Annotated in this window: 23 protein-coding genes; 14 read left to right on the top strand and 9 right to left on the bottom strand. The window is 59.4% G+C overall.

Translation table 11 applies throughout. From position 1 onward, the window contains the following. Positions 1 to 329: 329 nt before the first annotated feature. Together oadA and AC1DU9_RS06165 are read right to left on the bottom strand one after the other, a co-directional pair. A complete protein-coding gene (gene oadA / locus AC1DU9_RS06160; protein ID WP_223459013.1) occupies positions 330 to 2,138 on the bottom strand; it encodes a sodium-extruding oxaloacetate decarboxylase subunit alpha in 1,809 nt (602 codons plus the stop codon). Positions 2,139 to 2,149: 11 nt separating this feature from the next. Continuing rightward, positions 2,150 to 3,565 (bottom strand): acetyl-CoA carboxylase biotin carboxylase subunit, encoded by a 1,416-nt coding sequence (locus tag AC1DU9_RS06165; RefSeq protein WP_046038868.1) that lies wholly within the window; start codon positions 3,563 to 3,565, stop codon positions 2,150 to 2,152. Positions 3,566 to 3,754: 189 nt separating this feature from the next. On the opposite strand from AC1DU9_RS06165, the gene AC1DU9_RS06170 reads away from it, so the two are divergent. Next, positions 3,755 to 4,717, top strand: a complete 963-nt coding sequence (locus tag AC1DU9_RS06170; RefSeq protein ID WP_223459015.1) for a LysR family transcriptional regulator — start codon at positions 3,755 to 3,757, stop codon at positions 4,715 to 4,717. Here AC1DU9_RS06170 and AC1DU9_RS06175 read toward each other — a convergent pair. The 3 genes from AC1DU9_RS06175 to AC1DU9_RS06185 all read right to left on the bottom strand — a co-directional run bounded on the left by AC1DU9_RS06175 (position 4,659) and on the right by AC1DU9_RS06185 (position 9,036). Beyond that, positions 4,659 to 4,868 (bottom strand): PA3496 family putative envelope integrity protein, encoded by a 210-nt coding sequence (locus AC1DU9_RS06175; RefSeq protein WP_223459017.1) that lies wholly within the window; start codon positions 4,866 to 4,868, stop codon positions 4,659 to 4,661. The genes AC1DU9_RS06170 and AC1DU9_RS06175 overlap by 59 nt on opposite strands. Before the next feature lie 230 nt (positions 4,869 to 5,098). Beyond that, positions 5,099 to 5,965: a transcriptional regulator HexR gene (hexR, locus tag AC1DU9_RS06180; protein ID WP_007954250.1), complete on the bottom strand. Its 867-nt coding sequence runs from the start codon at positions 5,963 to 5,965 to the stop codon at positions 5,099 to 5,101. 200 nt (positions 5,966 to 6,165) lie between these two features. Then, positions 6,166 to 9,036 carry an EAL domain-containing protein gene (locus AC1DU9_RS06185; RefSeq protein WP_223459019.1) on the bottom strand — a complete coding sequence of 957 codons (2,871 nt, stop codon included), beginning with the start codon at positions 9,034 to 9,036 and terminating at the stop codon, positions 6,166 to 6,168. 257 nt (positions 9,037 to 9,293) lie between these two features. Here AC1DU9_RS06185 and uvrD point away from each other — a divergent pair, with 257 nt between their 5' ends. The 4 genes from uvrD (at position 9,294) to AC1DU9_RS06205 (ending at position 13,601) form a co-directional block, all read left to right on the top strand. After that, complete coding sequence (gene uvrD, locus AC1DU9_RS06190) at positions 9,294 to 11,477, top strand: DNA helicase II (protein ID WP_223459021.1); 2,184 nt, start codon at positions 9,294 to 9,296, stop codon at positions 11,475 to 11,477. Positions 11,478 to 11,556: 79 nt separating this feature from the next. Then, positions 11,557 to 11,997 carry an EamA family transporter gene (locus AC1DU9_RS06195; protein ID WP_007971691.1) on the top strand — a complete coding sequence of 147 codons (441 nt, stop codon included), beginning with the start codon at positions 11,557 to 11,559 and terminating at the stop codon, positions 11,995 to 11,997. 179 nt (positions 11,998 to 12,176) lie between these two features. After that, positions 12,177 to 13,055: a Tim44 domain-containing protein gene (locus AC1DU9_RS06200; protein ID WP_104450320.1), complete on the top strand. Its 879-nt coding sequence runs from the start codon at positions 12,177 to 12,179 to the stop codon at positions 13,053 to 13,055. 138 nt (positions 13,056 to 13,193) lie between these two features. After that, complete coding sequence (locus AC1DU9_RS06205; protein ID WP_003187120.1) at positions 13,194 to 13,601, top strand: SMI1/KNR4 family protein; 408 nt, start codon at positions 13,194 to 13,196, stop codon at positions 13,599 to 13,601. Between the two features lie 22 nt (positions 13,602 to 13,623). Here the strand turns inward: AC1DU9_RS06205 and AC1DU9_RS06210 are convergent, their stop codons facing one another. Further along, positions 13,624 to 15,387: a cation:proton antiporter gene (locus AC1DU9_RS06210; protein ID WP_223459023.1), complete on the bottom strand. Its 1,764-nt coding sequence runs from the start codon at positions 15,385 to 15,387 to the stop codon at positions 13,624 to 13,626. 286 nt (positions 15,388 to 15,673) lie between these two features. Here AC1DU9_RS06210 and AC1DU9_RS06215 point away from each other — a divergent pair, with 286 nt between their 5' ends. After that, on the top strand, positions 15,674 to 16,156 hold the full coding sequence (locus tag AC1DU9_RS06215; protein ID WP_056726807.1) for an acyl-CoA thioesterase: 483 nt from the start codon (positions 15,674 to 15,676) through the stop codon (positions 16,154 to 16,156). A 112-nt stretch (positions 16,157 to 16,268) separates the two neighbouring features. Here AC1DU9_RS06215 and pdxY read toward each other — a convergent pair whose 3' ends face one another. Continuing rightward, entirely contained in the window at positions 16,269 to 17,141 is an 873-nt protein-coding gene (gene pdxY / locus AC1DU9_RS06220; RefSeq protein WP_046038853.1) for a pyridoxal kinase PdxY, read from the bottom strand. Positions 17,142 to 17,260: 119 nt separating this feature from the next. On the opposite strand from pdxY, the gene AC1DU9_RS06225 reads away from it, so the two are divergent. Next, positions 17,261 to 17,674, top strand: coding sequence for a DUF3301 domain-containing protein (locus AC1DU9_RS06225; protein ID WP_223459025.1), 414 nt, complete (start codon positions 17,261 to 17,263; stop codon positions 17,672 to 17,674). A 4-nt stretch (positions 17,675 to 17,678) separates the two neighbouring features. Here the strand turns inward: AC1DU9_RS06225 and AC1DU9_RS06230 are convergent, their stop codons facing one another. Further along, entirely contained in the window at positions 17,679 to 18,650 is a 972-nt protein-coding gene (locus AC1DU9_RS06230) for a CobW family GTP-binding protein (RefSeq protein ID WP_223459028.1), read from the bottom strand. Positions 18,651 to 18,677: 27 nt separating this feature from the next. On the opposite strand from AC1DU9_RS06230, the gene AC1DU9_RS06235 reads away from it, so the two are divergent. Further along, positions 18,678 to 19,034, top strand: coding sequence for an NADH:ubiquinone oxidoreductase (locus AC1DU9_RS06235; RefSeq protein ID WP_223459030.1), 357 nt, complete (start codon positions 18,678 to 18,680; stop codon positions 19,032 to 19,034). Positions 19,035 to 19,049: 15 nt separating this feature from the next. On the opposite strand, the gene zigA is transcribed toward AC1DU9_RS06235, so the two are convergent. Next, entirely contained in the window at positions 19,050 to 20,255 is a 1,206-nt protein-coding gene (gene zigA / locus AC1DU9_RS06240; protein WP_223459032.1) for a zinc metallochaperone GTPase ZigA, read from the bottom strand. A gap of 140 nt (positions 20,256 to 20,395) precedes the next feature. On the opposite strand from zigA, the gene AC1DU9_RS06245 reads away from it, so the two are divergent. The 6 genes from AC1DU9_RS06245 (at position 20,396) to AC1DU9_RS06270 (ending at position 25,241) form a co-directional block, all read left to right on the top strand. Further along, the gene (locus tag AC1DU9_RS06245; protein WP_223459034.1) at positions 20,396 to 20,773 is read left to right on the top strand and encodes a glutamine synthetase; all 378 of its coding nucleotides are present in this window, start codon (positions 20,396 to 20,398) and stop codon (positions 20,771 to 20,773) included. A gap of 145 nt (positions 20,774 to 20,918) precedes the next feature. Further along, entirely contained in the window at positions 20,919 to 21,815 is an 897-nt protein-coding gene (gene folE2, locus AC1DU9_RS06250; protein ID WP_223459036.1) for a GTP cyclohydrolase FolE2, read from the top strand. Beyond that, positions 21,812 to 22,480, top strand: a complete 669-nt coding sequence (locus tag AC1DU9_RS06255; protein ID WP_457266008.1) for a metal ABC transporter ATP-binding protein — start codon at positions 21,812 to 21,814, stop codon at positions 22,478 to 22,480. The genes folE2 and AC1DU9_RS06255 overlap by 4 nt, the downstream gene beginning before the upstream one ends. After that, positions 22,480 to 23,346 (top strand): metal ABC transporter permease, encoded by an 867-nt coding sequence (locus AC1DU9_RS06260; RefSeq protein WP_223459040.1) that lies wholly within the window; start codon positions 22,480 to 22,482, stop codon positions 23,344 to 23,346. The genes AC1DU9_RS06255 and AC1DU9_RS06260 overlap by 1 nt, the downstream gene beginning before the upstream one ends. Positions 23,347 to 23,357: 11 nt before the next feature. Then, on the top strand, positions 23,358 to 24,233 hold the full coding sequence (locus AC1DU9_RS06265) for a metal ABC transporter substrate-binding protein (RefSeq protein WP_477809893.1): 876 nt from the start codon (positions 23,358 to 23,360) through the stop codon (positions 24,231 to 24,233). A 129-nt stretch (positions 24,234 to 24,362) separates the two neighbouring features. Further along, positions 24,363 to 25,241: a His/Gly/Thr/Pro-type tRNA ligase C-terminal domain-containing protein gene (locus AC1DU9_RS06270; RefSeq protein WP_457266010.1), complete on the top strand. Its 879-nt coding sequence runs from the start codon at positions 24,363 to 24,365 to the stop codon at positions 25,239 to 25,241. Positions 25,242 to 25,322 lie beyond the last annotated feature (81 nt).

A 25,322-nucleotide genomic window follows, 5' to 3' on the forward strand; every position in this document is an offset into this window, starting at 1 on the left:
CGGATTTACGCAGCCTGATCCTTGACCACAAGAGCTTCGCGATCTTGATTTACGCAGCCTGATCCTTGACCACAAGAGCTTCGCGATCTTTTGCTCGCTCGCCCTGATCGGCTTCGCCTTATATCCGGTTCTTGTCCATCGGCTCGCGGTTTCGATTCACGCTTCCTCCCCACACTCGGTCGCCCTCATGCAGTTGCGCTTCACTTCGTTCGCTGTGGTCAGCTTACGACGGGACTTTCACCCGCAAGATTGCGCCCATGCTGGGCGCACAAAAAAAGGGGAGCACATGCCCCCCCGAGGTTTAAAACGTTGTTATCGCGGCTGTTAACTCAGCCTTCGATCTCGATCAGAATCTCGCCCGGGTTCACCCGGTCGCCCTTGGCCACGTGAATGGCGGTGACTTTACCGGCGATGGCCGCCTGGACTTCGGTTTCCATCTTCATCGCTTCGGTGATCAACACGGCCTGGCCTGCCTTGACGGTGTCGCCCTCCTTGACCAGCACGTCGACGATGTTGCCCGGCATGGTGGTGCTGACGTGACCCGGTGCAGTGGCTTGCTTGCGCTTGCTGCTGCCGCCGCCAACGAATTCATTGAGCGGTTCGAACACCACTTCTTCCGGCATGCCGTCGATGGACAGGTAGAAGTGACGCTTGCCTTCAGCCTTGACGCCGACACCGGTGATGTCGACGCGGTAGGTTTCGCCGTGAACGTCGATGACGAACTCAGTCGGTACGCCTTCGCCACCAGCCGAGGCGACGCCGCCGGCTTCAGGAATCGGCAACAGCACTTCAGGTGTCAGGGTGCCCGCAGCACGCTCTTCGAGGAACTTGCGGCCGATGTCCGGGAACATGGCGAAGGTCAGCACGTCCTCTTCAGACTTGGCCAGTGCGCCGATGTCGGCACGCAGCTTGGCCATTTCCGGCTTCAGCAGATCGGCCGGGCGAACGTCGATCACTTCTTCGCTGCCGATGGCCTGGCGACGCAGTTGTTCGTTCACGGTGCCCGGCGCCTTGCCGTAGCCGCCTTGCAGGTACAGCTTCACTTCGTTGGTGATGGTCTTGTAGCGCTCGCCGGCCAGCACGTTGAAGAACGCCTGGGTGCCGACGATCTGCGAAGTCGGGGTCACCAGCGGCGGGAAGCCGAGGTCTTCACGAACACGCGGAATTTCGGCCAGCACTTCGCTCATGCGATTCAGTGCGCCCTGCTCTTTCAACTGATTGGCCAGGTTGGAAATCATCCCGCCCGGTACCTGGTTGACTTGAACACGGGTGTCGACGGCGGTGAATTCGCTTTCGAACTGGTGGTACTTCTTGCGCACGGCGTAGAAGTACAGACCGATCTCCTGCAGCAGCTCCAGGTTCAGACCGGTGTCGAACTCGCTGCCTTTAAGGGCGGCGACCATCGACTCGGTGCCCGGGTGGCTGGTGCCCCAGGCGAAGCTGGAGATCGCGGTGTCGATGTGATCGGCGCCGTTTTCGATGGCCTTCATCTGGCACATCGCAGCCAGGCCAGCGGTGTCGTGGGAGTGAATGAACACTGGCAGCGACTGCTCGGCTTTCAATGCCTTGACCAGTTCGCCGGTGGCGTACGGGGTCAGCAAACCGGCCATGTCCTTGATCGCCACCGAATCGCAACCCATGGCTTCCATTTGCTTGGCCTGGTTCACGAAGGCCTCGATGGTGTGCACCGGGCTGGTGGTGTAGGCGATGGTGCCCTGGGCGTGTTTGCCGGCGGCTTTCACCGCTTCGATGGCCACGCGCAGGTTACGCACGTCGTTCATGGCATCGAAGATGCGGAACACGTCGATGCCGTTGACCGCTGCCTTGGCGACGAAGGCTTTGACCACGTCGTCGCTGTAGTGGCGGTAGCCCAGCAGGTTCTGGCCGCGCAACAGCATTTGCAGGCGGGTGTTAGGCAGCGCGGCGCGCAGTTGGCGCAGACGCTCCCACGGGTCTTCTTTCAGGAAACGTACGCAGGCGTCGAACGTTGCGCCGCCCCAGCACTCCAGCGACCAGTAGCCGACTTTGTCGAGCTTGTCGCAGATCGGCAGCATGTCTTCGGTGCGCATGCGGGTCGCGAGCAGCGATTGGTGGGCGTCGCGCAGGATCGTGTCGGTTACATGAATTTTCTTGGACATTGTTCTATTCCTCACAGGCCTGCGTGGGCGGCGATGGCGGCGGCGATGGCCAGGGCCAGCTCTTCGGGTTTGCGCTTGATCGAGTAGTTGGTCAGTTCAGGGTGGCTTTCAACGAAGCTGGTGTTGAACTGGCCGCTACGGAATTCCGGGTTACGCAGGATTTCCTGGTAGTACGCGGCGGTGGTCTTGACCCCTTGCAGGCGCATGTCGTCCAGGGCGCGCAGGCCACGGTCCATCGCCTCTTCCCAGGTCAGCGCCCACACCACCAGTTTCAGGCACATCGAGTCGTAGTACGGCGGGATGGTGTAACCGGTGTAAATCGCCGTGTCAGTGCGCACGCCAGGGCCGCCGGGGGCGTAGTAACGGGTGATCTTGCCGAAGCTCGGCAGGAAGTTGTTCTTCGGGTCTTCGGCGTTGATCCGAAATTGCAGGGCGAAACCACGGTGCTGGATGTCTTCCTGCTTCACCGAAAGCGGCAGGCCGGAGGCAATGCGGATCTGCTCGCGGACAATGTCGATTCCGGTGATTTCTTCGGTGATGGTGTGTTCCACCTGCACCCGGGTGTTCATCTCCATGAAGTACACCTCGCCCTCGGCGAGCAGGAACTCCACGGTGCCGGCGTTCTCGTAACCCACGGCCTTGGCTGCGCGCACCGACAGGTCGCCGATGTAGGCGCGCTGTTCCGGGGTCAGTTGCGGGCTCGGGGCGATCTCGATCAGTTTCTGGTTGCGGCGCTGGATCGAACAGTCACGCTCGAACAGGTGCACCACATTGCCGAAGCTGTCGCCAAGAATCTGCGCTTCGATGTGCTTCGGATTGACGATGCATTTTTCCAGGAACACTTCCGCCGAACCAAAAGCCTTGGTGGCCTCGGAAATGACCCGTGGGAAAGCCTGTTCAAGTTCTTCACGGCTGTTGCAGCGACGAATGCCGCGGCCGCCACCACCGGAAGTGGCCTTGAGCATCACCGGGTAACCGATGCGATCACCTTCGGTCAGGGCTTCTTCGATGCCCGACACGTTGCCTTCGGTGCCCGGTGTAACCGGGACGCCGGCCTTGATCATACTGCGGCGGGCTTCGGTCTTGTCGCCCATGCGGCGAATGACTTCAGCCGATGGACCAATGAATTTGATTCCGCGCTCGGCGCAGATCTCCGCCAGTTCGGCGTTTTCCGAAAGGAATCCGTAGCCTGGGTGCAACGCATCACAGCCGGTTTCCACCGCCAGGTTCACCAGCTTGCGCGGGTTCAGGTAACCGGCCAGAGGTTCGGCACCAATGCTGTGGGCCTCATCTGCACGCTTTACGTGCAGGGCATGACGGTCGGCGTCGGAGTAGATCGCGACCGAGCGAATCCCCATTTCGGCGCAGGCACGTACGATTCGTACGGCAATCTCACCACGGTTGGCGATCAGGATCTTTGTTATCACTTGGAGGTTCCCTTGAGCCGGTGTACCCACGACCTGCTAGACCAGGTCGACGAGTGACCAAATGTTTCAGTTTGGTCGCAGGTCCACACTAGCGCCCACAAGGGATTAACAAAAATGAATAAAAATTGGGTCGTGCATAAGTAAAGACTTATAGTTGATTCACCAGCCAGCGACGAGAGTGACCAGATAATGCGTAAGTCATTGATGCGTATGACTTTACGGCAATTGCAGATCTTCAACGAGGTCTGTGATTTGCGGTCCTACAGCCGTGCGGCCGAGGAAATGTCGCTCACACAACCTGCCGTCAGCCTGCAGATTCGTCAACTTGAAGAGCTGATTGGCCAGCCTTTGTTCGATTACGTCGGCAAAAAACTCTACATGACCGAAGCGGCTGAAGCGTTACAGCGGGCCAGTCGGGATATTTTCGGGCGCCTGGAAAACCTCGACATGCAGCTGTCGGACATGCAGGGCTCGTTGCAGGGGCAACTGAAACTGGCGATCGAATCCAGCGCCAAATACTTCGTACCGCATCTGTTTGCCGCGTTCAAACGCCAGCACCCGGAAGTGAACCTGCAATTGACGGTGGTCAATCGTGGCCAGGTCATTCGGCGCCTGTCGGACAACCGCGACGACCTGGTGATCATGTCCATGGTGCCGCAGGACATGGGCCTGGAATTCCTGCCGTTCCTGAACAACCCGATCGTCGCCGTGGCGCCACCGGATCACCCGCTGTGTCATATGGGGCCGCTGCGCCTGCAGGATCTCGAGCCCTACACCCTTCTGCTGCGCGAACCCGGCTCGGGGACGCGGCTTGCGTGCGAAGAATACTTCAAGGAGAAGCGCGTGCACTTCAACCAGACTCAGGAAGTCTCGTCTGCCGAAGCTCAGCGCGAATGTGTACTGGCAGGCCTGGGCGTTGCGCTGTTGACGCGCCACGCCCTGAGCCTTGAGCTGGCAACCGGTGGACTGATCGAGCTACCGGTCGAGGAGCTGCCACTGTTTCGCAGTTGGTGCCTGGTGCAGGCCAAGGCGAAACGCCTGTCACCGGTGGCGCACGCCTTCCTGGCGTTTATCCGTAGCGAACGGCTTCAGATCAGCGCGCTGGCTGAGCGCTTCGACGGGAAGTCGAGGCAGATGCCTGCCAGAAGTTGAGTTCCAACTCCGGAAAATCGCCAATTTCGGCCAGAAGCTGACGGCGTTCGCAGCGATCTTCGATGGCGCGGCGGAATTCCATGCGGCGCTGATCTTCTTGCTGACGACGGGTTCTGACAGCGCTGTTGCGTTCTTCGTAGGGCATGGCCATTTCGAGTCTCCCAAGGCGAGTACGGGAGTTTCAAGATAGGCGCGGGGGATGACGGTTTGGCGGCTCGGGCGTTACAGGCTGATGAAAGTTGCGGTGTATTCTAGGCCGCCATCGCGAGCAAGCTCGCTCCCACAATGGATCTCGAGCGCTGCACAAATTGCATTTACAGCACTGAACCCTGTGGGAGCGAGCCTGCTCGCGATTAAGGTCGGAACGACCTTACGACGACGTCAGTCGTCCAGCGCTTTCACCGACTTGGGCGACAACCGCAAGCTGCGCAGGCTGCGCTTGACGCTCTTGAGGTGGTTGACCAGGCTCGGGCCACGGGCCATGGCCACGCCCATCGCCAGCACATCGATCACCACCAGGTGGGCGATCCGCGAAGTCAGCGGCGTATAGATTTCAGTGTCTTCATGCACATCGATCGCCAGATTGACCGTAGACAGCTCGGCCAATGGCGTCTGGCTCGGGCACAAGGTAATCAACGAGGCACCGCTTTCACGCACCAGGTTGGCGGTGATCAACAGGTCCTTGGAGCGCCCGGACTGGGAAATGCAGATCGCCACGTCGGTTGGCTTGAGCGTTACGGCCGACATCGCCTGCATGTGCGGGTCGGAATAAGCCGCTGCTGTCAGCAGCAAACGGAAGAACTTGTGCTGGGCGTCCGCCGCAACCGCACCCGAGGCGCCGAAGCCGTAGAACTCGACACGCTGGGCCTGGGACATCAGTGTCACTGCCCGCTGCAATTCCAGCGGATCGAGCTTCTCGCGAACCTCCATCAGGGTATGCAGGGTGGTGTCGAAGATTTTCAGGCTGTAGTCGGCGACCGAATCGTCTTCGTGGATCGCAAACTGGCCGAAACTCGCACCTGCCGCCAGGCTCTGGGCCAGCTTCAGCTTCAGGTCCTGAAAGCCGGAACAACCGATGGCACGGCAAAAACGCACGATGGTCGGTTCGCTGATGCCCACGCTGTGGGCCAGGTCAGCCATGGAGCTGTGCATCACGGCCGCAGGATCGAGCAGCACGTGGTCGGCGACCTTGAGCTCCGACTTGCGTAACAGGTGGCGAGACTGGGCGATGTGTTGCAGCAGGTTCAAGGGGCTGGACTCTTTGTTATTGGCAGGTGCCGGTGATGTAGCACGCTTGTAGTTATACTACATGAATCGGCTTTTTGCCTGCTCAATGCGTAACCGAATCCCTCGATTTCAGGTGCCCGCGCTTCATGTAGCACTCATGGCGCCTGTCCAGGTGCGCCGAGTGCGCGTTTAAATGGACAAAAGCGCCTTACGTATCCTCGTCAGCTTGCGGCTTGCGTGTGCAGTAAACCCGCCAATGTCTCGGCCTCAACCGGGCGACTGATCAAATAGCCCTGTACTTCATCGCAGCGCTCGGCTTTCAAAAACTCAAGCTGTTCTCCCCGCTCCACCCCTTCCGCCACGACCTTCAGAGACAGGCCATGAGCCATGGCAATGATCGCCCGGGTGATCGCCGCATCCTCGGCGCCCTCACCCAAGCCACGGATAAACGCCTGATCAATCTTCACGTAATCCACCGGGATCCGCTTGAGATAGCTCAGGGATGAGTAGCCAGTGCCAAAATCATCAATGGCCAGTTTCACCCCGAGATCACGCAATTGCTGGAAGGTTGCGATGATGTGCTCGACGCTGTCCAGCAACTGGCTTTCGGTGAGTTCCAGCTCCAGGAGATGCGGTGCCAGCCCGGTTTCTTCCAGCACCTGTCGCACCAGGCTGACCAATTTGCCCTGGCGCAATTGATGCACCGACAAGTTGACCGACACTCGAATCGCTTCAAGCCCCTGCCGCTGCCACTCACAGGCTTGCCAGCAGGCCTGACGCAGCACGAACTCACCGATCGGGCCGATCAATCCGGTTTCTTCAGCCAGGCCGATGAAATCCCCCGGCGGCACACGGCCCATGGTCGGATGATCCCAACGCACCAAGGCTTCAGCGGCATTCAACCTGCCCGTAGCAAGGCACAGTTTCGGTTGGTAAAACACCTTCAGTTGTTTGTCTTCGATGGCTTTGCGCAAGTGGTTTTCCAGCTGTAAACGCTCCAGCGTGCTGGCTTGCAAACTGTCGGTATAAAACTGGAAATTATCACCACCCAGGTGTTTGGCGTGCTGCATGGCCATGTTCGACTGACTGACCAATGCAGAAATTTCCCGGGCGCTGTCCGGCAACAAGCTGATGCCCATCGACACGCTGACCACCAGTTCATGCCCCTCAATGGTCACCGGCAAACGCAACTTGCTCGCCAGGCGAGTCGCCACCCGGGCCAGGCTCGAAAGGTTGCCGTAAGCGTTGAACAGCACGGCAAACTCATCACCGGAAAGGCGCGCGATGGTGTCTGCTTCAGGCAATGCATTCACCAGCCGCCGGGCCATTTTCTGCAGCAACTGATCGGCGACTTCATGCCCGAGGCTGTCGTTGAGTTGCTTGAACCGATCGAGATTGATGTGCAGCAATGCCAGGCTGCGATAACCGCCCTGTCGCACTCGTTGATGAGCCTCGCTGAGTCGTTCGCGAAACATCGCGCGGTTGGCCAGACCGGTCAGTTCGTCGTAGTGGGTCAGATAGCGCATGCGCTCTTCGGATTCTCGACGGGCTGAGAGATCGGCGAAAAAGCCCACAATATGGCTGACATTTCCCCGAGTATCGCGCACAGCATTCAGTTGCAGCCATTGCGGATACATCTCGCCGCTCTTGCGGGTTTCCACCAATTCGCCTTGCCAGCTGCCTTGCTGTTCCAGCGCCTGATGTATTGCGGCGTAATGCCGACGCGCATCGCGACTGCATGGCAGTTCAATGACATTACGTCCGATCATGTCTTCGATGTCATAGCCGGTCACCCGACTAAAGGCTTGATTGATCGCGATCAGGGCGTAGTTCGGATCGAAAATCACGATCCCTTCGCTGGCCGCCTCGAACACGGTCGCTGCCAGTTGCTGCTGCTCTTCCAGGCCTTTGCTGACGCTGATGTCGCGGCGAGTGCCGACCATGCGAATCACCCGGCCGTTCTCGGCGCGCTCGACCGCCCGCCCGCGGTCCTCGATCCAGACCCAGTGGCCGTCGCCATGCCGCACGCGATACTCGATTTGATAGTCCTCGGTGCGGCCCTTCAAATGCTCGACCAGCGCCCGTTTCAGCGCAGGAAGATCCTCGGGGTGAAGGCGCGGCTTGAGGTGACGCAATATCGCCGTGACCTGTTCCGGCTCCAGGCCGAACAATTCCTGAATCTGCGTGTGATGGACTTCGTCGGTTTGCAGATTCCAGTCCCACAACCCCAACTCGCTGGCCTTCAATGCCAGCGCCAGACGCGCCTCACTCTTGCTCAGTGCCTGGTTGGCGGCATCCAGTTCCAGGTTGCGCTGAGCGACACGGTTTTCCAGGTCGATCTGGATTTCTCGCAATTCATCCTCGGCACGTCGACGCTGTTCAATCTCCTTGGCCAACTTCTGATTGAGCTGATCACTGCAGCTTTGTGCCTGCTGCAGATGCTCGATCAGCGCCTGATTCTGAAAGCGCCGCATCAAGCCCCGATCGATCAATCGATTGACTTGCCAGGCAACCACGCTCAATGCACCGAGCAGGATCAGCCCGAACCAGCCCCAACCTTGCTGCTGTTCGTCAGCCCCCCAAAACATATAGGCGATGGCCGGCAACAGGCAGGGCAAGGTAAATGACAGAAAGGCCGGCAAACTGACCGCATAAGCAACACTGGCCGAGAGCGCTGCGGCACCGATGAGGCCGAAGACCCAGGCTTGCTGAATGAAGTTATCGGCGGGAACCAGGGCGATGCCGGCACCAGCCAGGGTCAGACCGGTGAGGCCGGAGCCCAGCAAAAACATCCGTCGCCAAATGGGATGGGCCTGACGATTGGGAATGGCCGAATCGAAGGCTGCGACCTGAATCACCCGCAACGCCACCAATGACAATAACCACACCAGCCAGACACTGACCAGGAAATAGCGCTGCGGACTCCAGAGCAAACCGGCGCAGACCAGGCCATTGATCAGCATGAACAACGTGGGCAACAGCGAGCCCTGATACAACAGGCGCGTGCGTTCGACCGCCATTTCCATGGCGTACTGTTTACGGATGACCCTGGGCTCCACAATGGGGCCCGACAGGTCGAAGCTGAGGGTCATAGGCGATGTTCTTGTTCTTATAATGATGAGCATGGGCCCGAAACTGCTCGGAGCATACACAAGCAATTGCCCGGACCAAACTGCTGCAGATCAATAAATGGCCAAATTTTTTCAGCCGCCGATCCCCCTGAAAACGCTACGGACACGCCCCGCCAACGCCTGCAGCCAATGACCGACCGGTCGTCCTTCACTTAACTTTCATCGGCTAAAGCAAAGTGGAGTTTGCCCGGTGTGTCGCCGCCCCCTAGAATGCCCCGATGCGCGATGATCTCTCCCTTCTGCTGAACTCCCTCAACGATGCCCAACGCCAGGCTGTAGCAGCCCCCGTGGGTCGTCAGTTGGTCCTGGCCGGTGCTGGTTCCGGTAAAACCCGAGTGCTGGTGCACCGTATCGCCTGGCTGATCCAGGTCGAAAACGCCTCGCCCCACTCCATCCTGTCGGTGACCTTCACCAACAAGGCCGCTGCCGAGATGCGCCAGCGCATCGAACAGCTGATGGGTATCAACCCGGCCGGCATGTGGGTCGGCACCTTCCACGGCCTGGCGCACCGCTTGCTGCGGGCGCACTGGCAGGAAGCGGGCTTAAGCCAGACGTTCCAGATTCTCGACAGCGACGACCAGCAACGGCTGGTCAAGCGGGTGATCCGCGAGCTCGGCCTGGACGAACAGCGTTGGCCGGCCCGTCAGGCCCAGTGGTTCATCAACGGGCAGAAAGACGAAGGCCTGCGTCCGCAACACATTCAAGCCAGCGGCGACCTGTTCCTGGCGACCATGCGCGGCATTTATGAAGCCTACGAGGCCGCTTGCCTGCGCGCAGGCGTTATCGACTTCTCCGAGTTGCTGCTGCGTGCTCTCGATCTGTGGCGGGACCATCCGGGGCTGCTGGCGCACTATCAGAAGCGCTTCCGGCACATTCTGGTGGACGAGTTCCAGGACACCAACGCCGTGCAATACGCCTGGTTGCGCCTGCTGGCCAAGGGTGGCGACAGCCTGATGGTGGTGGGCGACGATGACCAGTCGATCTACGGCTGGCGCGGCGCGAAAATCGAGAACATCTACCAGTACTCCGAAGACTTCCCGGACGCCGAAACCATTCGCCTGGAGCAAAACTATCGCTCCACCGCCGGCATCCTGAAGGCTGCCAACGCCTTGATCGCCAATAACACCGGGCGCTTGGGCAAAGAGCTATGGACAGACGGCGGCGACGGCGAAGCGATCAACCTGTACGCCGCCTTCAACGAACACGACGAAGCACGCTACGTTGTCGAAACCATCGAAAGTGCGCTGAAAACCGGCTTGTCTCGCAGCGATATCGCGATTCTATACCGCTCCAACGCCCAATCGCGGGTTCTGGAAGAAGCCTTGCTGCGCGAGCGCATTCCCTATCGCATCTATGGCGGCCAGCGCTTCTTCGAACGCGCCGAAATCAAGAACGCCATGGCCTACATGCGCTTGCTCGAAGGCCGTGGCAACGATGCGGCTCTGGAGCGGGTCATTAACGTGCCGGCCCGTGGCATCGGCGAGAAAACCGTCGAAGCGATCCGCGACCATGCGCGCCACAGCGATGTGTCGATGTGGGAAGCGATGCGCCAACTGGTGGCCAACAAAGGCCTGACCGGTCGCGCGGCCGGTGCCCTTGGCGCGTTTATCGAGCTGATCGAGAACCTCGCCGCCAAGTGCATGGAAATGCCGCTGCACCTGATGACCCAGACCGTCATCGAGCAGTCGGGGTTGATCGCCTATCACGAAGCGGAAAAAGGCGAGAAAGGCCAGGCCCGGGTGGAAAACCTCGAGGAACTGGTCAGCGCCGCGCGCAACTTCGAAAACAGCGAAGAAGACGAAGACCTGACGCCATTGGCGGCGTTCCTCGGTCACGCGTCGCTGGAGGCCGGCGATACGCAGGCCGACGAGCACGAAGACAGCATTCAACTGATGACCCTGCACAGCGCCAAGGGCCTGGAATTCCCTTACGTGTTCCTGGTGGGCATGGAGGAAGGCCTGTTCCCGCACAAGATGAGCCTGGAAGAACCCGGCCGCCTTGAGGAAGAGCGTCGTCTGGCCTACGTCGGCATCACCCGGGCCATGCAGAACCTGGTGATGACCTATGCTGAAACCCGGCGCCTTTATGGCAGCGAGACCTACAACAAGGTGTCGCGCTTCGTACGCGAAGTTCCGAAAGGCCTGATTCAGGAGGTGCGGTTGTCCAACAGCGTCAGCCGTCCGTTCGGTGGCAACCAGTCGATGAGTGGCAGCAACCTGTTCAGCGGCAGCGAGATTCCGGAAACCGGCTTCAGTCTGGGTCAGACTGTGCGCCATTCGATCTTCGGTGACGGCGTGATCCTCAACTTCGAGGGCGCCGGTGCACAGGCCCGGGTGCAGGTGAACTTCAGCGAAGGCAGCAAGTGGCTGATGCTGGGTTACGCCAAGCTGGAAGCGATCTAGCTTTTCTGTGGGAGCAAGCTCGCTCCCACAGGTTGTAGACAGGCTCCAGGCCGATATCTGAATTTAAAGGTGCGATGAGATGGGCTCAGGCTTTTTTTCTTCCTGGACATTCTGGGCCCTGTTATCGGCGGCATTCGCGGCGATGACCGCCATTTTCGCGAAAGTTGGCATCGAAAACGTCAATTCCGACTTCGCCACCCTGCTACGTACGATAGTGGTATTGGTCAGCCTGGCCTTGATTTTGTACGCCACGGGCCAATATCAGTCATTGGGATCGATCTCTGCAAAGAGCTACCTGTTCCTGCTGTTGTCCGGTCTGGCTACTGGTGCGTCGTGGATCTGCTATTTCCGCGCACTCAAGGTCGGTCCGGCGTCACTGGTTGCCCCGGTGGACAAACTCAGCGTGGTGCTGGTGGCCGTTCTTGGCGTAGTCCTGCTGGGTGAAAAACTCGACCTGCGTCAATGGGGCGGAATCGGTCTGATCACGGCCGGAGTCGTCATGCTGGCATTACGTCGCTAGGCGACCGTCCTACAAAACTTATCCACTCATCTGACATATCAAAGTCAAAAGGCCCTATTGCGCTGACTGAAGCTGAATGAAACCTGTCAGGCAAAAGCCCGAAACACTCTGCCGCTAGCCAGTAACACTTCAGCTGTGCAACATGGCGCGCGTGCCTTCCACAAATGGGAATTCCCTTTATGAAACGTTTTCTTAGCATCGCCATGGCGTTGTGCATCGGCCTGACGATGAGTCTCGACGTCAATGCCGCCAAGCGCTTCGGTGGTGGCAAAAGCGCCGGCGCTGCGCCGACACACCAGACCAGCCAGATGGCTCCTTCTTCTCCAGGCATGGGCGGCGCTGCGGCGACCGCTGGTGCTGCCGGCGCCGCTGGCGCCGCCGCCAAGGCCGGTGGCGCCTCGCGCTGGCTCGGCCCTCTGGCCGGTATCGCGGCCGGTGGCCTGCTGGCCTCCATGTTCATGGGTGACGGCTTCCAGGGCATGCAGATCTTCGACATCCTGATCATGGCGGTTATCGCGTTCCTGGTCTTCCGCTTCATCGCCGCCCGTCGTCGCAAGCAGCAGGAGCATTACGCTCCGGCCGGTCATGCGCCGATGCAGCGTGAAGCGTTCGAACAAAAGCCTGCCGGCGGTTCGATCTTCGGTGGTTCGGCTGCGCCTGTTGCCGCTCGTCCAGTGATCAATGCTCCAGCCTGGTTCAACGAAAGAAACTTCGTCGAAGCGGCTCGCAATCACTTCCAGTCCCTGCAACAGCACTGGGACGCCAACGAAATGGACAAGATCGCCGAGTTCGTGACCCCGCAAATGCTGGAATTCCTCAAGCGTGAGCGTGCTGACCTGGGTGACGGTTTCCAGTCCACCTACATTGATAACCTCAATGTACAACTGGACGGCGTGGACGATCGCGCCGACAAGACCATCGCTACCCTGACCTTCACTGGCGTGTCGAAAACCTCGCGTTTCGACCAGGGCGAAGTCTTCAGCGAAAGCTGGAACATGGAACGTGCACAGGGCGAAAACCAGCCTTGGCTGGTGGCTGGTATCCGCCAGAACGGCTGATCCCGCGTAGAACTTCACTTGCTGTAAACAAAACCCCGGCTCAGGCCGGGGTTTTCTATTTCGCGGTTGCATCTATAGCGAGCTACTGTATAAACCGCCCCATATAAACCGCGCCATACAAGCAAGAGGATCCCGGACGTGGAAGAAATCATCGAACAACTGCGTGAAGCCAACGAACCGGTACCGGTCCCCTTGGAATTGCCTGACGAAGACCTGCTGGTCGAAATCGAAGAACAACTGTTCATCGACATTCCGTTCGTCTTCAGAGAGTTTCTGCTGACCGTCAGCGACGTGGTCTACGGCAGCCTGGAACCGGTCACCGTGACCGACCCGCAATCCCACACCTACCTGCCCGACGTTGCCGCCAACGCCTGGGACGCCGGCGTCGATCGCAGCCTGATCCCGATCTGCCAGGACGGTGATGACTACTATTGCGTCGAAGAAGACGGCACCGTGGTGCTTTGGCAAGCCGAAGAAGAGCTGATCGCCGAAGAAACCTGGGAATCGGTGTGGCACTGGGCACGGGACGTCTGGCTGGAAAGCTGACCCAGTCAACGCCGCAGGGTGGTCAATGCCCGGACGACTCTTTGTGATTGTCGAGGGTTTCCAGCAACGCCACCTGCATCCGCGTATGCACACGAATGAACCAGCGCCACAGCAGCGCCGCTACGGCGGCCGCGACCACGGCGATCAGCACCAGCAACTTGTTGGTCGGCAGAATACTGGCCGACAAGGCTGCCAGCAGTAAAAAGATCACCAGCAACGACAGAATCGGGATCACTTCGGCGATCACCCGGCGCACTCGCTGCGTGTGGCGCCCGGCCATCTCCGGCTTCACGCCCATTTCCGCCAGCAACATCGACAGTGCCTTTAGCTTGCGGTACGCCGCAATCAAAAACGGCAGCGATAACAGCAGCGCCCCACCCCAGATCAACGCCTTTTGCCAGCTTGGATCGCTGATCCAGCCTTGCAGGTAAGCTGACATACGTTCGGCGAAGTATGCCCCCGAGAAGAAGATCGCGATCACGAGCGCCAGATTGACTCCCACCTGCAGCAAAATCCGCCGAATCATGGATGCCAGTAACGCCCTCTCACCCTGAGGCTGGATGCTGCGCAGCCATTCGCCGTACATCCCCAACACTCGTCCCAGGCGTTCTGGCATGACACCGGCGAGCTTGATCGACAATGGATCAGCCGCACGGATCAGATAGGGCGTCAGTAAGGTCGTGATCACCGAAACCGCCACAGCCACGGGGTATAAAAAGTTACTGGTGACCTGCAGCGTCATGCCCAGTGCCGCAATGATGAAAGAGAATTCGCCAATCTGTGAAAGACCCATCCCGACTCGCAGTGAGGTGCGTCCGTCATTGCCGGCGATAAATGCACCAAGGCCGCAGGACAACATCTTGCCGAGCACCACGGCTACGGTGATTACGGCGATTGGCCAAGCGTATTGAAGCAGGATCGCCGGATCGAGCATCAACCCGATGGCCACGAAGAAAATCGCACTGAAAAGATCACGAACCGGTTCAATCAAGCGTTCAATTTTCGGCAGTTGCCGGGATTCAGCCATGATTGCGCCGATCAGGAACGCCCCGAGGACCATGCTGTATTCAAGCTTGACCACCAGCAGGCAGAAGCCGAAACACAGGCCCAGCACGGTAATCAGTAGCATTTCGTTGCTGTCGAATCTGGCCACGTAGGCCAGCAACCGCGGCACCATCAGAATACCGATGACCAATGCGACGATCATGAACAGCGACAGCTTGCCGACTGTAGAAAACACTTCGCCGGAGCTGACCGTACCGCTGACAGCGATACTGGATAACAGCGCGATGATGCCAATGCCCAGGATGTCTTCGACGATCAGCACCCCGAATATCAACTGGGCAAACCGCTCGTTTTTCAACTTCAGGTCGTTGAGCGCCTTGACGATGATGGTGGTCGAGGAAATCGCCAGGATCGCGCCGAGGAACAGTGAGTCCATGGTGTTCCAGTCGAACCAGCGACCGATTTCGTAGCCGATCCAGATCATCAGCACGATTTCCAGGAATGCCGCGATGAATGCCGTGGCACCGACCTTGAACAACTTGCGCAGGCTGAATTCCAGGCCCAGGCAGAACATCAGGAATATCACCCCGAGTTCGGCCAGGGTCTTGATGGTTTCTTCGTCATGGATCAGGCCGAATGGCGGGGTGTGCGGGCCAATGATGAAACCGGCGACGATGTATCCCAGCACCACCGGTTGTTTCAGGCGATGGAAGACCACGGTGACCACTCCTGCGATCAACATGATCACTGCCAGATCCTGAATGAAACTGATGGCATGCATGGCGTGAGACTCCCTGGATGGCATTGCTCGATCCCCGTCCGCAGGAAAAGTCTGATCGAGCAGAACAAAAATCGGAATTGCACGTAGGAAATGCCCTTAAGTCAGGGCTTTTTGCAGGGTAACACCGCGACTTCTGGCAGAAAGGCGGTGCAATATATGGAAACAGATCGATCCGGCGTGACGGCGACTCCGCACCCGGCGTCCCGATAACTGTTGGTTTGAAAAAACCGCCGAGGCACCCGCAGAGGTGCATCCCTCAAACCTGGCCTTGACCCGTGAGAATGCTATGGAACCCGGAAACGCCCAGCTGTCGATGACGGTATTGATGACCCCCGACATGGCCAACTTCTCTGGCAATGTTCACGGCGGCACCCTGCTCAAATACCTCGACGAAGTGGCCTACGCCTGCGCCAGCCGTTATGCCGGCCGCTATGTGGTGACCCTGTCGGTGGATCAGGTCATTTTCCGTGAGCCGATCCATGTCGGCGAACTGGTGACCTTTCTCGCCTCGGTCAACTACACCGGCAACACCTCCATGGAGGTGGGAATCAAAGTGGTGACCGAGAACATCCGCGAACGCTCGGTGCGTCACACCAACAGTTGCTTCTTCACCATGGTCGCGGTGGATGACCAGCGTAAACCTGCCTCCGTACCACCGTTGCAACCGGATAACAGCGAGAGCAAGCGCCGCTTCATCCAGGCTCAGCAGCGCCGGCAGATTCGTCAGGAGCTGGAAAAGCGTTATCAGGAGATCAAGGGCGACGCCTAAGGCGGGTCGCTCTTGCGTGATCTTCGGACCGCTATCGCGAGCAAGCTCGCTCCCACAGGTACAGCATTAACCCTGTGGGAGCGAGCTTGCTCGCGATGGGGGCAGCGCCGAATCAAAGGCTGATCGACGTCGCCTCGAACCTCACCCGCGGATGGGCAATCCGGTCCTGAGCCCGAACCAGTTCCAACTCGTAGCTGGCACACGCCTGGGTTTCCAGCAGCACTTCATGCACCGCCGATGCCGTGAACTCGAACGCGGCCACCAGGCTGTCGCCCAACAGCACACGCGCCAGGAACAGACCAGACGTCAGATCGCCCACGCCCACCGGCTGACGCGGGAACGCCAGCAACGGGCGCTGCAAATGCCAGCTGCCTTCGGCCGTCACCAGCAGCATCTCGAAGACCTCTGCCGATTTGCCTGGGTAGTCCAGATGCTTGACCAGCACCGCTTTCGGGCCGCGCACCAGTAATGCACGCGCCATGGCCAGGCAATCGAACAGCGATTGCGGCTTGCGCCCGGAGAAGCTGTCCAGCTCCAACTGGTTCGGGCACATGAAGTCCGCCACGGCGGCGGCCTCTTCCAACAGGAAATCACTGACCTCCGCCGGAACACTGCAGCCCTTCTCCGGATGCCCCATGACCGGGTCACACAGGTACAGCGCCTTGGGATTCATCGACTTGATCCGCGCCACCCCTGTCAGGATCGCCCGGCCCTGGGCCGCACTGCCGAGGTAACCGGAGAGCACCGCATCGCAGTTGCCCAACTCGCCAATCGCCGCGATGCCTTCGACCAGGTCCGGGATCTGGTGCGGCGCCAGCACTTCACCGGCCCACTGACCGTACTGGGTGTGATTGGAGAACTGCACGGTGTTGAGCGGCCAGACATTCACCCCGACCCGTTGCATCGGGAAAACCGCGGCACTGTTGCCGGCGTGACCGAATACCACGTGGGACTGGATAGCGAGCAAATGCGGAGTACGTTTCATGCGGTGGATTTCCGTAAAACGATTGAAATTCTAGCCGCGCAGTATGCGACTAAACGCAGCCTGTACGACAGACCAGCGACGCAGTTAAGCTGACACTATCTTGTTGGAGCACCCTGTTGATGCTGACCCTTGGAAATATATTCGTGCTGATGCTGTTCGCCACTGCCGGCGCATGGCTATGGCACAACCACGGCTTGCGCGAGCGCGCGCTGGAGCGGGTGAAGCAGCATTGCGGCAAACTCGGGATCGAATTGCTTGACGGCAACGTGGCCTTGAAAAGAATCGCGTTCATCAGGGATGCCAGTGGTCGCCGACGCCTGGCCCGTGTGTATAACTTCGAATTCACCGTGACGGGCGAAACCCGCCACAACGGCACCATCACCCAGTTCGGTGCTCACAGCGCACAGATTGAGCTGGCACCCTACCCGGTCCCGTTCGACGAAACCGAACCAGTGGTCGAAGTGGCGAAACCTCGCGCGGAAGTGATCGAGCTGAGCCAGTGGCGTCAGGACCATACCAAGTGGCGGCCTTGAGCCGTTAACCCGATCCGGATCGGCACGCTGCCAGCTCACGCTGCAGTCGTTCTGCATTCTGCGCTTCACTGAAAATCAGCTCGATACGCGAATCCTGCCGCCATTCACTGGGCCGCCAGTCCAGCACCGAGTTATCCACCGCGTTCGCCGAGACCCACCTGTGCGAGCTGTGGATAACCAGCTTCGCCCGCCTCCATCCAAGACTTTCAAGCCACCGGCTCACCAGAGCGACATCAAATACCTGGCTTGGGTGCCAACGCCATCCGATGCTCCAGCCACCGTCCTGTTCCTGACTCAAGCAAATGGGCAACGCGGGATCGCTCCAGACCGCCGGCAACTGCGCCAATCCCTTGGGTACGACGAAGTTATTCACACCTGCCAGTGCTTTGGTATTCAGCCCCGGCAACTCGCTTAAGGGTAAAGCCGCCTGTTGCGTCCAGCACAGGGGGAGCGGCGGCAATTGTCCGGCGATTCGCTGGCGGCTTTCTTCTTCGAGACCTTCAGACTTGTTCAACAGCAGTAGCCCCGCATGGCCCAGCGCTTGCTGTTGCGCATCCGGCAATGGCTTGCCTGCGGCGAGCGCCTGGGCGTCCAGCACCAGCACACAAGGCTGAACAGCCAACACGCCTTGCCACGGCGCTTCACTCAATTGCCTGAGCAACTGCGCCGGATGCCCCAGCCCTGAGGGTTCGATGAATAGCCGATCCGGTTGTGCCTTGCGCAACAAACGCCCAAGACCAATCTGAAACGGCGCACCGTTGACGCAACACAAGCAGCCCCCGGCCACTTCCCCCAGTGCGATACCATCGGCGTCCTGGGTCAGTAGCGCAGCGTCGAGACCGATCTGGCCAAACTCATTGATCAACACCGCCCAGCGCTCGCCAGCCGGGCGCTGGGCCAGCAAGTGCTTGATCAGGCTGGTCTTGCCGGCGCCCAACGGTCCGGCAATGACATGAGTGGGGATATTCTGCAGCATGGTTGATGATTTCTGAGGAGGTGGTGGATGCGGTTGATTGGCTTGTCGTTGCTCCTGGCACTCGTTTCAGGCGAGGTGCTGGCCCAGGCTTGTGTGGTTCACAGCCAGGGCGAGCGGCTTGATGTCCAGGTTTGCCAGCAGAACCGCAACATCCCGCCAAAGCTCTTTGCCGACGGCTTCTGCCAGCCGAACCTGGCGGGGCAGAAAGTCGAGGTGCAGTATGTCGATCAATGCCCCGGCGGCGCATTTGGTATCTGCAGCAACGCCCAAGTCGCCAATATGCCCTACCGCCAGGATATTCACTATTACGGCGTTGCCACCGACGCGGCATATTTGCAGCCGTACTGCGAGGCCCAGAGCCAGGGCACCTGGCTCAAGCCCTGAAGCGCCAGTAGAGGATCAGGCGGCCTCTTCGTACCAAGGGCCGAATGGATCGGGCAGCAAACGCCAGCCCTCTACGCCCAGCGCCATTTCCTCTTCGGTCAGCAGGCAGGCGTCCAGTTCGGCCGTGAGCTGCGTGAAGTCGATGTTCTGGCCGATGAACACCAGTTCCTGACGACAGTCCCCGCTGTCGGCAGTCCAGTTTTTCATGATCCCGGCGGTACTTTCTGCGTCCTGCGGCCACTGGTTTTTCGGTACGAAACGCCACCAGCGCCCGGCAAAACCATAGCGCATCAAACCACCGGCCTGGGACCAGCTGCCAGCGTCCATTTGCTTGCTCGCCAGCCAGAAAAAGCCCTTGGAGCGCAGCAGTTTGCCGTTGTCCCAGGGACCGTCGATGAAGTTGAAGAAACGCTGTGGATGGAACGGCCGGCGAGCCCGGTAAGCACTGGAAGCGATACCGTACTCTTCGGTTTCCGGCACATGTTCACCGCGCAGCTCCTGCAACCATCCCGGTGCCTGGGCAGCCTTTTCGAAGTCAAAACGACCGGTGTTGAGAATCTTGTTCAAGGGGATTTCGCCCATCGACATCGGAATGATTTCCGCCCGGACGTTGAGCCGTTCAAGAATGGCGATCAATTCTTCGCGCTGGTGGCTGCTGATCAAGTCGATCTTGCTGAGCAAAATCACATCGGCGAACTCGACCTGCTCAATCAACAGATCGGTAATCGAACGCTCGTCTTCCTCCCCTAGGGTTTCTCCTCGGGAAGCCAGGCTTTCGGCAGCCTGGTAGTCGAGCAGGAAGTTCATGCCATCGACCACCGTGACCATGGTGTCGAGACGTGCGATGTCGTTGAGGCTCTGGCCGTTTTCATCGCGGAAGGTGAAGGTTTCCGCCACAGGCAGCGGTTCGGAAATCCCGGTGGACTCGATCAGCAGATAGTCGAAGCGACCCTCCCTGGCGAGTTGACTCACCTCCTCCAGCAAGTCTTCACGTAACGTACAGCAAATACACCCGTTACTCATCTCCACCAACCGTTCTTCGGCTCGGTTCAGGCTGACATCGCGCTGGACTTCGGTGCCATCGACGTTAATTTCGCTCATATCGTTGACGATGACTGCCACTCGCAATCCATCGCGATTACGTAGTATGTAATTAAGAAGTGTACTTTTTCCGGCGCCTAAAAAGCCGGAGAGAACGGTCACGGGGAGTCGATTGGACATCTGCATATTCCTCACAGGGTGCCCGGTCGCTGCGTCGGGCTTACACAATGTTATACTGTAACAACAACAATATGCCATCCCCTCTTGCCCGGTAGGGCAAAGGACACGATGCTGTACGCGTTCCTTCCATGAGAAGCCCTATGCACAACGTCCTGAAACCTGCACTGATCATGCTTTCCCTGCTGGTGGCTGCCGACGCGATGGCCCAGATCCCGAGCCTGGCCAAGTGCACCCGTAGCGCCAACCTGTTGGCCTGCGTGGATGCGGATGGCAACGCCTACAGCGTCAATACCGCCGGAAGCACCATCTATCTGCGGGGTTTCGAAACGGCCGGAAAACGCTATTGGGCGCAGACCAACAGCCGCTACGGCCAGTTTGTATTTTTCACCGGTATCGCTTCCGATGGCGAGGCCTGGGTTGGCTACAACCAGCGCGTCGGCTGGACCACAATCAACCGGTTTTCCAGCTCCGGCGGCAGCAGCGCCAGGTTCACTTGCAGCCGGATCGCTGGCTGTTAAACCTCTTTGTTTTTCTGTTGATGGCGTGAAATCAGGCTGAGCATGTGGCGGTTGCGCATGATGAAAGTCCGCTCATGAAAAAGGCATCGCCGACTTAGTTGTTATGATATAACATTTTAAGTCAACTCTCTCGATGGACCTGCTCATGAATGCGCTGACTCTGCCGGATATCGCCGCGCAGGCCTCACGCCAAGCCCTGCCACTGGAGTGGGTGGGCATGTGCGGCATTGCTCTACCTGTTTTGTTTGATGGCCAACGATTGAATGCAAAGGTCGATGCCGGCGTGAGTCTCGACGATGGCAACGCGCGCGGCATTCACATGTCACGGCTCTATCTGGCGCTTGAATTGCTGGAGCAGGAAAACCTTTCTCCGGCTTTATTGAGGAGGGTTCTGCAGCGTTTTCTTGAGAGCCATGAAGGGCTTTCCAACAGTGCTCACTTAGCCATTCACGCCGATTTATTGCTGAAAAGGCCGGCGCTGATCAGTCCATTGTCTGGCTGGAAAAGCTATCCGGTGAACATCGAAGCACGTTTGAAAAACGCAATGTTCCACGTGGAACTAAAAGTCGATGTGTCTTATTCCTCAACCTGCCCGTGTTCCGCGGCCCTTTCTCGACAGCTAATTCAGCAGCACTTCGTCGACGATTTCGCCAACAAGGCACTGCAACACGCCGACGTTTTAGCGTGGCTCGGCTCCACGAACGGCATCGTCGCCACACCTCACAGCCAACGCAGCAGCGCAAAGTTGCGCGTACGGTTGGCTGATTTTTTGGACGATCTGCCTCTGATCGCCGTCATCAACGACGCCGAAGCCGCACTCGGCACCGCCGTTCAAACAGCGGTAAAACGCGCCGACGAACAAGCCTTCGCCCTGGCCAATGGTCAGAACCTGATGTTCTGCGAGGACGCCGCACGCCGTTTGAATCTGGCCCTGAAACGCTCCACAGGCATCAATGCCTTCCACATTCGTGTCACCCACGCCGAAAGCCTGCACGCCCATGACGCCGTAGCCGAAAGCCGTTTCAACTGGGAGGTCGCATGATTGGTTGCCAGGCCTTGCGCTGGGGCGCACCGGGGCAGCCACTCACGCCAGCGCTGGACTTCGAACTGTCGAAGGGCAGCCTGACCGCCATCATCGGCGCGAACGGTTCCGGGAAAAGCAGCCTGTTGAAGGTCATCGCCGGCTTGCAAAAACCGTTGGCCGGAAAGGTGCGACTGAGTGTTCCAATCAAGGGCGGTGTGTCGTTCCTGCCCCAGCAACAACACCTGGACAGGCAATTTCCGATCAGCCTTCAGGCATTGGTCGCCGCCGGTTTCTGGGGCAACAAAAAGTCGCCGGAGATCCGCAGCCAACGACTGAAAACCGTCCTCGAAAATTGGTGCCTGAACGGTCTGGAAGATCGACCCTTGATGGCCCTCTCCGGCGGCGAATTGCAACGCGCCCTGCTCGCCCGATTGAGCCTGACCGACGCACCCGTACTGTTGCTCGATGAACCCCACGCGGCCCTCGATGAACTCGGCCAGGTATTGCTCTGGAAGCACATACACGATTGGCACCTCGAAGGCCGGACACTGGTGATCGTATGCCATGACCTGGCCGCCGTCCGCGAGCACATCCCATGCACGTTGCTGATCAAAAGCAGCGGTTGTGCATTCGGCCCGAGCACCGAACTGATCCGCCAACTACCACAGGCACAGGTGGCCTGATGATCGCTACCGCGCATCTCTGGCAACCGTTCCACGAGTTCGTGTTCATGCGTCGGGCGCTGCTCGGCGGCTTGCTCCTGGCGTGCAGTACGGCGCCCCTTGGGGTGTTTCTGATCCTCAGGCGCATGAGCCTGATCGGCGATGCCGTCGCCCACGGCATCCTTCCCGGTGCGGCGCTGGGTTTCTGGTTTGCCGGGTTGAGCCTCCCGGCGTTGACCATAGGCGGTCTCGGCGCCGGCCTGAGCATGGCTGGCCTCGCGGCCTGGATTACGCGACGCACCGGCCTGCGAGAGGACGCCAGCCTCGCGGCGATTTACCCGATATCCCTGGCCGGTGGCGTGCTGATTCTCGGCATCGCCGGCAAACGCCTGGACCTGTTGCACCTGCTGTTTGGCTCGGCTTTGGCTGTCGACGGTCCGACCTTGACCGGCATGCTTTGGGTCTCGGGCCTGAGCCTGATTGCCATGACACTGATCTACAAACCACTGCTGCTCGACACCCTCGACCCGCTTTTTCTGCAAACCGTCAGCCGACTCGGCCCATTGGCCCACGGCGTGTTCCTGACGCTGGTGGTGTTGAATCTGGTCATCGGCTTCCAGGCGATCGGTGCGTTGATGGTAGTCGGCCTGATGATGTTGCCTGCCGCCGCGGCACGCTTCTGGAGCCGCCGCCTGCCGGTGCTGATCGTCGTCGCCGCGTTGCTCGGCAGCCTCTCGGTGTGGATGGGTTTATTGATCTCGTTCTATTACTCACTGCCCAGTGGCCCGGCAATCGTGCTGGTGGCCGGCGGCGGGTATCTGTTGTCCGTGGTGTTCGGGCCGGTGCACGGCTTGCTGCGCCGCCCACCTTTGCTCACATCCCAATGAGGTGTTACCCGATGCGCGCTTTACTCGTGTTGTTCAGCTTGATGGTGTCGATGTCGCTGTCTGCCGCCGAAAAACTTCAGGTGGTCACCAGCTTCAGCATCCTTGCCGACATGACCCGACAGATCGGCAAGGATCATATCCAGATCACCAACATGGTCGGCCCGGACGCGGATGCCCATACCTACGAGCCGACACCGGACGACGCTAAAGCACTGCTCAAAGCCAGACTCATCATCAAGAACGGCCTGGGTTTCGAGCCCTGGCTGGATCGCCTGGTGACGAGCACAGAGACCCGGGCGCCGGTCATCAGCGCGAGCCGCGGCGTTATACCGCGTAGCCTGGATGAAGACGGCGAAACCGTTCCCGACCCGCATGCCTGGCATAACCTGGCGAACACCGAACTGTACATCGCCAACATCACCAGGGCGCTGATCGCCGCCGACCCGGCGAACACCGCCGACTATGAGCGCAACAGCCAGATGTACCTGAAACAGGTCTACGCCCTGCTCGCCGAAGCCAAGGCCAAACTCGGCTCACTGCCACCAGGCAACCGCAAGATCGTGACGTCCCATGACGCCTTCGGTTATCTCGGCCAAGCTTACGGTATCGAGTTCATGGCGCCTCAAGGTCTGTCTACCGAGCGCGAACCTTCAGCCGCCGAAGTGGCCGCACTGATTACCCAGATTCGTCAGGCCAAGGTCAAGGCGGTGTTCATGGAAAATATCAAGGACGCCCGCCTGCTCAAGCAAATCGCAGATGAAAGCGGCGCGCAGATCGGCGGTACGCTGTACTCCGATGCCCTCGCGGCGAGCGGTCCGGCCAGCACCTTCACCGGGTTGTTCGAGTACAACCTCAACACCCTGTACAACGCGTTGAGCCAGCCATGATCCGCAGGAACCCTTCCGGAGATTTACCGCTGATTGCCTGGCACGACAAACGTCTTAATGACAACCGCCAGGGTTTTCCCCTACGGTTTATGCGATAACGCTCGTTAGAAGCACCTGAGTACGCCGACCATGATCCAGATCACCCTGCCCGACGGTTCATTGCGTGAGTACGACCAGCCGCTGTCCGTGCACGAGGTTGCCGCCAGCATCGGCCCCGAACTGGCCAGCGCGGCTGTGGCGGGCCGGGTCAATGGGGTCCTGGTGGACTGCGAATACATGATCGAGGCAAATGCCCGGGTCAGCATTGTCACCCCCCGGGAGCCGGACGGCCTGGAGATCTTGCGCCGCTCCTGTGCCTTGATGCTGGCAATGGCGGTCAAGCAACTCCACCCGCATGCGCAAATGCGTGTGGGCAAGGAATTGGGCGACGGTTTCTTTTACGAGTTTGCCGTCGAGCCACCGCTGACCGTGGCAGACCTGCCCCTCATCGAAGCGCGCATGCAATCACTGGCAGCGACCAATCACTCGATCCGTCGTCGGCCGGTGCGCGAAGCAGTGTCGCTGTACCGTCTGGGGGACACCGAGTACCAGAGCCATGGACCGCACGTCCCCACCACCAAAGTCTTGCAGGCGTTTACCCTCGACCACATCAACGGCACGTTACAACAACGGATCTACGGCACTTGCTGGTCCAGCCATCAGGAACTGCAACAGTGGAGCGTTCCACCCCACGTGGTCGTTGTGAGCATGGATGATCGCCAGGCGACTTATGCACAAGCGGTGACCGAATCCTTGCGCCAACGGGGCGTACGCGCCAGGGCCGACCTGCGTAACGAAAAAGTTCACTACAAGATTCGCCAGCACAGCCAGACCGTGCCGTACCTGGTGGTGGTGGGCGAGAAAGAACAAGCTGGGGGATTTGTCAGTGTGCGCAGCCGCACGGGGGAAGATTTTGGCCGGATGCCTGTCGAGGCGGCGTGTGAATGGTTGAGTCGGCCGGGGATTTAGGGCGGCTTGCGGACGCCCTCGCGAGCCGGCTCGCTCCCACAGAGAAAGCACAATCAATGTGGGAGCGAGCCTGCTCCGGGC

Source organism: Pseudomonas sp. P4_C1, assembly GCF_056402155.1.